Source organism: Limosilactobacillus kribbianus, from assembly GCF_026413145.1.
Lineage (GTDB): Bacteria > Bacillota > Bacilli > Lactobacillales > Lactobacillaceae > Limosilactobacillus > Limosilactobacillus kribbianus.
Genome location: NZ_JAOVYZ010000062.1, coordinates 1 through 9521, shown reverse-complemented (window position 1 = coordinate 9521; position 9521 = coordinate 1). Strand labels below are relative to the sequence as shown.

At 44.3% G+C, this 9521-nt stretch carries 9 protein-coding genes, 1 pseudogene and 1 CRISPR repeat array; of the genes and pseudogenes, 7 read left to right on the top strand and 3 right to left on the bottom strand.

The genetic code is table 11. The features are described 5' to 3' along the window. Window positions 1-23: 23 nt before the first annotated feature. A complete protein-coding gene (locus OCT58_RS09475) occupies window positions 24-1187 on the bottom strand; it encodes a spr1629 family repressor/antitoxin (RefSeq protein WP_267202596.1) in 1164 nt (387 codons plus the stop codon). Between the two features lie 213 nt (window positions 1188-1400). Between OCT58_RS09475 and rlmD the strand changes: the two genes are divergently transcribed. Next, window positions 1401-2777: a 23S rRNA (uracil(1939)-C(5))-methyltransferase RlmD gene (gene rlmD / locus OCT58_RS09470; RefSeq protein WP_267202595.1), complete on the top strand. Its 1377-nt coding sequence runs from the start codon at window positions 1401-1403 to the stop codon at window positions 2775-2777. A 412-nt stretch (window positions 2778-3189) separates the two neighbouring features. On the opposite strand, the gene OCT58_RS09465 is transcribed toward rlmD, so the two are convergent. After that, complete coding sequence (locus OCT58_RS09465) at window positions 3190-3519, bottom strand: ArsR/SmtB family transcription factor (protein ID WP_267202594.1); 330 nt, start codon at window positions 3517-3519, stop codon at window positions 3190-3192. 11 nt (window positions 3520-3530) lie between these two features. Then, a complete protein-coding gene (locus OCT58_RS09460) occupies window positions 3531-4094 on the bottom strand; it encodes a cadmium resistance transporter (RefSeq protein ID WP_267202593.1) in 564 nt (187 codons plus the stop codon). 267 nt (window positions 4095-4361) lie between these two features. Here OCT58_RS09460 and OCT58_RS09455 point away from each other — a divergent pair. From OCT58_RS09455 to OCT58_RS09430, 6 genes and pseudogenes are all read left to right on the top strand, one after another. Beyond that, window positions 4362-4791, top strand: a pseudogene (locus OCT58_RS09455) (SDR family NAD(P)-dependent oxidoreductase); the annotation flags it as partial. Between the two features lie 278 nt (window positions 4792-5069). Then, complete coding sequence (locus OCT58_RS09450; RefSeq protein ID WP_267202592.1) at window positions 5070-5930, top strand: CPBP family intramembrane glutamic endopeptidase; 861 nt, start codon at window positions 5070-5072, stop codon at window positions 5928-5930. A 13-nt stretch (window positions 5931-5943) separates the two neighbouring features. Beyond that, window positions 5944-6216, top strand: a complete 273-nt coding sequence (locus tag OCT58_RS09445) for a hypothetical protein (RefSeq protein ID WP_267202591.1) — start codon at window positions 5944-5946, stop codon at window positions 6214-6216. 20 nt (window positions 6217-6236) lie between these two features. Next, a complete protein-coding gene (locus OCT58_RS09440) occupies window positions 6237-6557 on the top strand; it encodes a hypothetical protein (protein WP_267202590.1) in 321 nt (106 codons plus the stop codon). 140 nt (window positions 6558-6697) lie between these two features. Next, window positions 6698-7039, top strand: a complete 342-nt coding sequence (locus tag OCT58_RS09435) for a hypothetical protein (RefSeq protein WP_267202589.1) — start codon at window positions 6698-6700, stop codon at window positions 7037-7039. Between the two features lie 402 nt (window positions 7040-7441). Next, window positions 7442-7960: a CRISPR direct-repeat array (repeat unit 29 nt; unit sequence GTATTCCCCATGCATATGGGGGTGATCCT). 271 nt (window positions 7961-8231) lie between these two features. Then, complete coding sequence (locus OCT58_RS09430) at window positions 8232-9419, top strand: CRISPR-associated endonuclease Cas3'' (protein WP_267202588.1); 1188 nt, start codon at window positions 8232-8234, stop codon at window positions 9417-9419. The last annotated feature ends 102 nt before the right edge of the window (window positions 9420-9521 follow it).

The window sequence follows — 9521 nt, the reverse complement described above, 5'->3', positions numbered from 1 at the left end:
ACAAAAGAGGTCCAAGAACACTGTCATGCATAAGATAAAAGAACTCCCGATATGATCGACCGTCCAAGGATCGAAGCATATCGGGAATTTTGATTCAAGGCGTGTCGCCACGGCGGGCTTACTTTGCTGATATGGAGCTGATTCGAAAGATCCGATAGGGCTAATAAGTGATTATCGAAAACGGTGTCCAGCATCGCCTTGATTTTACCCGGCTTGATTGGCGCCCATTGATTGTCAAACGGCTCTTCCAATCGATAGCCAAGTTTCGACCTTCTCGCATAAAAATAGCGATTTTGCTGATAATTCAAAAGCCCAAGGTGGTAAGCCCGCAGTTCCAGTGCGGTAATGGAAACGTAGTATTTTTCCTTTAGGGGAAGGTAAGACAGTGGATTTGAAGGACGACTGATCGTTTGAAAATCCGTGACAAACTCTTTTTCGGGAATTAGGAACTGAGCCGCAAAATCATTTGCCTCTCGTTCAATTTGTTGATAGTCCTTTTTATCGAGCAATTCCATGTCAATGTTCCTGTGGAGCAGCAGGTGCCCCAACTCGTGTGCCAAATCAAAGGTTCTTCTGACAGCCGACTTTCTTTCCGTCCCCAATACAATAAAGGGGCGTTTATTATCCGCCAAAGTGCTGTAGGTATCAATCGAATGTTCCAACGACTTGCGTTCAAGAACATATATTCCAGCTCTTTCGAGGTCATACATCAGTTCGCGATTGTCCTGAATATTAAGAAATGACCGGGCCGTTTTGGCAACTGCAGAAATCATTTGCTGTCGCTTTATTGGACGACTAATGATTTCTTCGACTTGACGCTGTAATTTAGTAAAGTTGCTTTGAGGTACTTTTAGAAAAGATTCGAAATAGTCAATGTAGTAGTCAACAAAGTTTAGGTATTGTAGCTCAAACTTTGTCTTTTTTCGTGAATCGCGATCATCGGCACAGTGGGCAACATGTTTCGCGCTTGTAATGTATTGGGAAACATGATTTTCTGTAAAGAAATATTGAGAGTTAACTTTGAAAAGCTTGGTGAGCTGATTGAAGATGGCAACATTTGGAACTGCTTTGCCATTTTCGTACTGCCAAATTGTCTGTTCTGTAATCCCCACTTTCGCAGCTAGTTCTTTTCGTGAAAGGCAAAATAATTCGCGCAACTGGCGAATGTTTTCACCAATGAATTCCATGAATTTAGCCCCCTTCTTAAATATTGCTACATGAATTTTTTCAAGTGTTCCTGATAGAATGTGGTGTTTGCATTATATCAGTATTTTTTTAATATTTGGACATAAATGGGAATCGTTTATTTAGGATTAATGTGCACTTCTAGCGTCCCAGTTGAGGGAAGAAAAGCGGTCGTTATATAATAGAGAGCAGAGATTTTCGATGGAGGAAGACAAATGAAGGTTCAAGTACCAGTACACAAAAACAATGATTATCAGGGCACCGTGGTTGATCTGACCTACCAGGGCAACGGGGTGGTCAAGGTCGACGACTTCCCGGTCTTCGTGCCCAACGCCCTGCCCGGGGAAAAGGTGACGATCAAGGTGACCAAAGTGACGCGCAACTTTGCCTGGGGTCGGGTGATGGAGTGGCAGACCAATAGCCCGGACCGGGTCGACGTCAAGGACAAGACCTACATCCAGACCGGGATCGCGCCGTTGGGGCACCTGAAGTATGCAGCCCAACTGAAGTTTAAGCAGCATCAGATCGAGGAGCTGCTTGAGAAAGCCCACCTCGATGAGATCAAGGTGCTGCCGACGATGGGGATGGAGACGCCCTACCACTACCGGAACAAGGCCCAGGTGCCGGTCAAGATGGTGCGGGGCCAGCTGGAGACCGGCTTTTACAAGCGGGGCAGCCACACCCTGGTGCCAATTGAGGACTTCTACATCCAGGACCCGAAGATTGACCAGGCGATCGTGGTGGTGCGGGATCTCCTGCGCAAGTACCACGTGACGCCGTACGACGAGCGGACCGGCAAGGGCGTCATCCGGACGGTGATGGTGCGCCGCGGCTACTACAGCCACGAGGTGATGGTGGTGCTGGTCACCAACACGAAGCGCCTGCCGATGGAGGAACAGATTGTCGACGGAATCGTAGCCGGGGTGCCGGAGGTCAAGTCGATTGTTCAAAACATCAACGACAAGAAGACCAACCGCCTGCTCGGCGATACCGACAAGACGCTGTGGGGTGCCAGCGAGATCCACGACCAGCTGCTGAGAATCGACTTTGCGATTTCGCCGCTGTCCTTCTACCAGGTCAACCCGCAACAGACCGAGCGCCTCTACCAGACGGCGATCGACAATGCGGGCCTGGACGGCAGCCAGACGGTGATCGACGCCTACTGCGGGATCGGAACGATTTCGCTGGCGGTGGCTAAACATGCAAAGCAGGTCTACGGGGTTGAGATTGTCCCGGCGGCGATTGACGATGCCAAGCACAATGCCAAGCGCAACGGAATCAAGAACGTCAAGTTTGTCGTCGGTAAGGCGGAAGACCAGTTTGCCAAGTGGCAGGCGGCGGGCCTGAAGCCGGACGTCGTGATCGTGGACCCGCCGCGCAAGGGCCTAGCGGAATCGCTGATTGAGGCAACGGGTGAGATGGGGCCGCAGAAGGTGATCTACGTTTCCTGCAACCCGGCAACCCTGGTGCGCGACATTCAGCGCTTTGCCGAGGTCGGCTACCACGTGGTCAAGCCGATTCAGCCGGTGGATCAGTTCCCGCAGACTACGCATGTGGAGTCGGTAACGGTTCTTGAACGTACAGATAAATAAGCGAAAAGTGCCGGTGTGAAGGCATTATTAATATATTAAAAGTGTACTAATTCCTCTGTTGATGATTGGAATTAGTACACTTTTTGCTTATTGAGGTAGAGGGTCGAGTGGACAGCGTGCTGGATTTTCGGGTTGTGTAGGCCAGTGTCCATTTTGGGGAGTTGAGTTGGTTAGGGTGATGGAATAAGCTGGAAGCATTGAAATAGCAGGGTATAAAGGCGTGTGAAAAAATTGATGATTGTTATCGCTTTAAGTTTGGTTGACGAGGGTACAGCTTTAAATCAGTAATATCAACTTTTTTGAAGAATGAGTCGTGGACATTAGATTAAATTAGGAGGTTTAAAAAGTAACACTCAGCTGTGACTACTGAGTGCATACATACAATTTAATTCTTTTCTTGAAATATGACTTTTTAGTATAAGTTCTTAGGATAAGGCAGGCCCTTAATTTCGTGCTTGACGTGATTAAGCATATCGTCAATCATTTCGACCACGTGGGGATCGTCGAGAATGTAAAAGACTTTGTTGCCTTCTTTTCGGTTGCGTACCAGCTGGTAGCGGCGCAGAATTCCCAACTGTTTTGAAACCACTGGCTGTGCGATACCAAGCTGGGTGACGATCTCACTGACCTGAACGTCGTTTTCCTGATAGCGCAAGAAATATAAGATTTTTATCCGGGTTGCATTGCTTAGTACCTTATAAATTTTAGCTGCTTCATTTATTAAATTATCGGGAGTTTCCATCATGACTTTCCTTATAATAAACCAATTAAGTGAGTAATTAGACCACTATCCCAAAAGACGTAGAGTCCTACTCCAATATAAACAATTTTCATGAGAATTTCACTATATTTGGTCATAAAACCATTTACGACTGGGATCTCACCGATGACTTTAAGCAGAATGACAATGATAACGGTGAAAACTGCAACAAATAGCAGGACCTCGCCAAAATGGACAAGACTTACCCCGGTCAAAATTGGTAAGAAAATTGATAGATTACAACCGGAACAAACGGCTAAGTAGGTGATAAGGACAGTTAAAACAGGAGATTTTCTCTCTGCCTGATTGGAGTCTTCATCATTGTCATGAATTGCCATCCAGATTGGTAGAACCCCTAAGATTCCCAGTAGCCATTCCGGCATCAAGATCGCTAATATCTTTCCGACAAAGTAGCTGGCCGTTACCAACAACAGTACCCCAATTAGGTAGCCAAGGATCACGTCGCGTAGACGATACTTTTTAAGCAAAAATAGCAGTATAAAGAAAAAGTCTAAATTAACGCCAATAAAGGTCATTGCAATTATAAACCAATTCACTTGATCATCCCCATATATCAAATTCGGTATATAATATATTCCGATTTTGATATATTGTCAACGCAATTTGAACAAGAAACCCCAACACATATAGAAAAAAACTATCCGTAATTTGCTAAATGAAGTGACAGATGGTTCTTGTTAGAATGGGATCTGCATAAATATCCTTGTCGTGATTTGCTACTAACTTGTCATTAATTGCTATCCAATTGGCGGCGCTTGTTGTCTAGAATGAAGACATCAAATCTAAAGTAAGAGGGTATCACAATGACAAAAGTAGTATTACTGACCGGTGCATCATCTGGAATTAGTCACCAAACCGCGCAGAGCCTGACTCAAAATGGTTACAAGGTTTACGGAGCCGCCCGGCGCGTTAAATCGATGGAGGACTTAAAAGCAGCCGGGATCGTTCCGATTCAGTTGGACCTTATCCAAAAAGACTCTATCCAGGCAGCCGTTAAAGAAGTGATTGACCGCGAGGGGACGCATTGATATCTTGATTAGCAATGCAGGATACGGATCATATGGAGCAGTCGAGGATGTTACAATTGAGGAAGCCAAGCGGCAATTCGAGGTTAACCTTTTTGGCCTGGCCGAACTGACGAAGGCGGTATTGCCCTACATGCGTGCCCAGCAATCAGGAAAGATTATTGACGTTTCCTCCATGGGTGGCCGGTTAACCACCAAGTTTGGTGCCTAGTATCACGCCACTAAATATGCCCTGGAGGCTTTTTCCGATGCTTTACGGTTAGAAACCAATTATTGTCCAGCAGAGCTTGAAGCGAAAAAGTCCCGAGTTTAAATATTTGCATTTAATACAGTCATTTCACCATTTTTGAACTCCATGTAATGTTCAAAGATGGTGATTTTTTATTAGAGTTATTAGTTGAGCTCGTTCAGCTGCAGGCAGATTTGGTAAAATGGGGGCAGAAGTAGGGTGTTGACAAAACTAATCTTGGAAGAGGGAACAGAGCAATGAAAAAATTTTGGCTAGCTGTCCGTGATGTGGTTGTGATTCTGCTGTGGGTAATCGTCGCCCAGGTGCTCGCGCAAGTTGTGCTTGGCCTTCCGCAAATTGCCTTTTCCACGCTTAAGAACAACCATCTCTATATTTTAACGGTGTACGTCTTGGCGCCGCTGGGCTACCTCTTTCTGTTCTACTATGGTTTTGTTTGGCTCAAAAAGCACTTTTACCACCACGATTTTCCGGCAATCTCTTTTCCGGTCCGGATCAAGGGGCGGTACTTGGCTTACGGATTATTGCTGTACGCTTTAATCCTGTGCGGGTCGTGGATCGCCGGTCTGAAGGTTGCGATGCCGGCATTAAATCACTGGGATTTCACGCAAAATCTGGTGAGCGAAGCATTGATGTTCTTTGCGGCGCCGTTCGTGGAAGAGGTGGCCTTCCGGGGTGTCATCATTGAACAAGTCGCCCGCCGCTACAATCTCATCGCCGGCGTTATCGTGTCTTCGTTACTGTTTGGCCTCGTCCACCTGCTGAACGGTCCACTTAACATTATCAGTGCCATTCAATTGGTCCTCTCCGGTGCGCTGATGGGTTGCCTGCTATCATTGATCTACCTTTACGAGGGTTCGATTTGGGCAGACTATACCGTTCACGCATTTTACAACCTCTTTTTCACCTTGGTTCCGATCCAGGCCAGCGTCACCCACGACTGGCCATTTCAGCTGATTTTCAGCAGCCATCGGCAATTAATCACCGGCGGCCAATACGGATCCGATTGTAGCCTGGCCTTCAATGTCGCCTACCTGCTGATGATTGGGCTCTTTTTGTTCCTGTTGAAGAAGCACCGTGGAGCAATTCAGTCGAGATAGCGGGGGTGTGCAGATGCGGCAAATACCAGTGAAACAGGCACAGGCGGAACTGAAGCGGCTCGTGCGGGCACGGACTGACCAACGTGTGGTGCTGCTCACCAATAAAAAGGATCGTTCGCTAACGATTATGAATGCCGCGGGGCAGATAACGTTGACTGAACAGGGCTATATCAACCTTACGACAACTTATCCCAGCGGTAGCGACGCCAAGCACCAGTTGATGACAGCCTTTAAACGCGAATTTCCGCGCAGCCATCAGCTCTACATCAGTCGTGAACAGCTATGAGAAATTACGAGGCAAGCAAAATGCAAGTGGATTTTTATCAGGCGGGGTGCAAAAGCTTTTTCAAGAAGCATGCCCGGCAAGTTGACTTAATCCGGCGGCGGATTGCTGCGGCGGTTGATGAGGAACAAAAGACGGGGATGACCAAGGTTAAACTGGCCAGCAGGCAGCGGGTCGCCGGACATCCGGTATACGAATTTCGCTTGAACCTGGGCAAAATCGGCTCCGCCAGGGTGGCGTTCACAATTGATGGTGAGCAGGTGACGGTTTACTTCATCAGCAGTCAGCTGCAGAAAAGCAGTTTCAGCCATGACGTGGAACGAGTTTTGGATAATGTTATGTGAGTCGTGAGTCGGTTGGAAATGTGATTTTTGATAGTGACGATTCGTTAAAACAATGTATAATATATTATAAGATATAACAATTAATAAGCGCTATATTCGTATCTCGTCAGACACAAATTTGATGCTATAGGGGTAATAAAATGGTTGATCCTTCTAGAATTCAAATAGTTGTTAAAAGCATTAAAAACAGGCGTGATAAATGGTGTCTTAGTACTCGTCATAAAAACCTAGTAACACTTGTTAAACTTGGCGTTGATCAAGAAACAGTATTTGATGAAATTTATCAGCGCTTGAACTGGCGTGATTATATTTCCGGACCGGAAAGTGATAATCATATACCAGCAATTCCAGGTGATGTATGGGTGTTTGGAATGGAAGTTTGTGATCGACTTTGCTATTTAAAATTTCAAGATCGACCTAATGGTGTGATAATGTGGATTTCTCTTCACTGCGCTGAATACAGCCTCAATTTTCCATATTAATAATATGTTTTTGGAAAGTAGATGCGGGGAAAATTAAAGTATTATATAAATTAGAGTTAAACGCAGTTGACAGGTATACCGAAATTTGAATACCTTAATTTGGCAAAATGCTATTATAATTTTTGATCCATATTCTAGAGCAATTTTAACAATATTCACAGGTTCTTCTAAATAAGTTCCCGGTAATATGCCAATCATTAATGTTAGTAAGGCATTAAAACAATAGTAGAATAGGAATTAAAGTGTTCCCCATGTATATGGGGGTGATCCTATATTTTAAGAGTATTCGATTATTTTTTAACAATGCTATTCCTCATCCTTATGAGGGCTGGTTAAATACAAACTAAACAAAATTCGACTTTGTCAAAAAGATAAATCGTGTATTATTAGGGATCTTTTAGTGTATTCCCCATGCATATGGGGGTGATCCTACCATGCAAAAGTGGCTCGACAAATCACTCAAGTATTCCCCATGCATATGGGGGTGATCCTTCCGGTTGCACCATTGTCGTACTTGTCAGCCTGTATTCCCCATGCATATGGGGGTGATCCTCAATTCCGCATTGACCAGGGCTTTCTCCATGAGTATTCCCCATGCATATGGGGGTGATCCTTCAGGACAAGGTGGAAAAAGTAGTTAGGTGGGCGTATTCCCCATGCATATGGGGGTGATCCCTCGTCTAGTGTCAGTGATGAAACTTTGCCTGTTGTATTCCCCATGCATATGGGGGTGATCCTCAACGGTGCTAGTGGTTGGGGCGTATGTAATCGTATTCCCCATGCATATGGGGGTGATCCTTAAAGCGACAATCTAAAGACCACAAACTAACTGTATTCCCCATGCATATGGGGGTGATCCTGGCAAGTTCTATAGCTTCATCGACGGGAATTTGTATTCCCCATGCATATGGGGGTGATCCTAAAAAAGTCTCGACGGAAAGGATTGAGACGGAGTATTCCTTATCTATGGTGAGGGTATTTTCAAATGCAAGAAACATTGATGTATAATCGAATTGTATTTTTTTTGCAAATGTGTGGAGCCCTAGAACCCATCTGTGTGCTTCGTGCTCGTTATAAATAATAAGGGAGTTTTTTAGCTTTAATGGGTGAGGTTAACTAAAACTGTGATATACTTAGCATCATTAAGAAAGCGATTACATAGCGACGAGACTAACTTATCTGGAGGCCTTTAATGGGAATTAAAGAATTATCTGTGCGCGCTCAGTCATTATGGGCAAAAAAGGAAAATAAAGAAGGTCAGGAATTATGGCTTCCACTTATTGCCCACTTAATTGATACTAAAAATGTAATTAATTGGTTATATCAGAATTGGCTAGACGCCAATCAACAGAGGATTATCCAGCAAGACTTAACAGACGATGAAGTGGAATCGCTAGTAAAATTTGTAGGTTATTTTCACGACATTGGAAAGGCAACACCAGCTTTTCAGACTAAGGCATCCTATAATGGTGATCATGAGTTAGATAATGTTTTGATGGAAAAATTACTTCGAACGGGTTTCAACAGACTAAATGAGTTTAGCCCTGCTTCTCGTCGAAAATCACCACATGCACTGGCGGGTGAAACAATTATGGAGCAGGCTGGCTTGGATCCCACTGTAGGTGCAATTATTGGTGCTCATCATGGTAAACCTGTTGATGAATATTTTAACTTTCGGCGGCAATATAGCACTTATAGAGAGAATTATATCCAGTCTGATAAAGATAAGAAACTAGAAGAACCATGGGAAAACGTCCAACAGGAACTAATTGAATATGGCTTGAACCTTGTTGGTTATTTAGATATTCATGAAGTACCAAAGGTTACTCAAGCACAAGCAATAATTTTAACTGGATTGTTGATTATGGCTGACTGGCTTGCATCAAGTGAATACTTGGGTAACGATCACTCTATACCATTATTTCCATTAATTCGACTGGATCAGAATTTTTCCGATTTGAATATGCGTGAACGTTATCAAAATGCAATTATTCAATGGGATGTAAGTGACCATTGGACACCCAGAGCAGTTGTCAATTCAGCCGAACATTATCAGAAAAGGTGGGGATTTAAACCACGCGTAGTGCAAAAATTAATGTCAGAAAGTATTGGCAAAATTCTTGACCCTGGTATGTTGATTATTGAGGCGCCAACAGGGATTGGGAAGAGTGAAATTGCAATGACTGCGGTTGAGCAGCTAGCTAGTCGATGCGGGACAACCGGTTTGTTTATGGGTTTGCCGACCCAAGCAACAAATAATGCAATGTTTAGTCGAATTGATAAATGGGTCAATTCACTTGCAAAAGAAGATAATGAAAAGCTGGCAATAAAATTGATGCACAGCAAAGCGCAATTTAATAAGGCAGATTGCAAGAAATAACTTGAACGAATTTAATGACGTAAATTAAGCAGGAAGATCTCGATTGGTGTGCGCCAGTTAAGACATTTAAGTGGCCGGGAATTCAGATACCAATTGATTTGA

Excerpts from the sequence above, each read along its gene's own strand:
- OCT58_RS09465 (WP_267202594.1), bottom strand. The coding sequence starts at position 3,519 with ATGGAAACTCCCGATAATTTAATAAATGAAGCAGCTAAAATTTATAAG.
- OCT58_RS09435 (WP_267202589.1), top strand. The coding sequence starts at position 6,698 with ATGGTTGATCCTTCTAGAATTCAAATAGTTGTTAAAAGCATTAAAAAC.
- OCT58_RS09475 (WP_267202596.1), bottom strand. The coding sequence starts at position 1,187 with ATGGAATTCATTGGTGAAAACATTCGCCAGTTGCGCGAATTATTTTGC.
- OCT58_RS09440 (WP_267202590.1), top strand. The coding sequence starts at position 6,237 with ATGCAAGTGGATTTTTATCAGGCGGGGTGCAAAAGCTTTTTCAAGAAG.
- OCT58_RS09430 (WP_267202588.1), top strand. The coding sequence starts at position 8,232 with ATGGGAATTAAAGAATTATCTGTGCGCGCTCAGTCATTATGGGCAAAA.
- OCT58_RS09445 (WP_267202591.1), top strand. The coding sequence starts at position 5,944 with ATGCGGCAAATACCAGTGAAACAGGCACAGGCGGAACTGAAGCGGCTC.
- OCT58_RS09450 (WP_267202592.1), top strand. The coding sequence starts at position 5,070 with ATGAAAAAATTTTGGCTAGCTGTCCGTGATGTGGTTGTGATTCTGCTG.
- rlmD (WP_267202595.1), top strand. The coding sequence starts at position 1,401 with ATGAAGGTTCAAGTACCAGTACACAAAAACAATGATTATCAGGGCACC.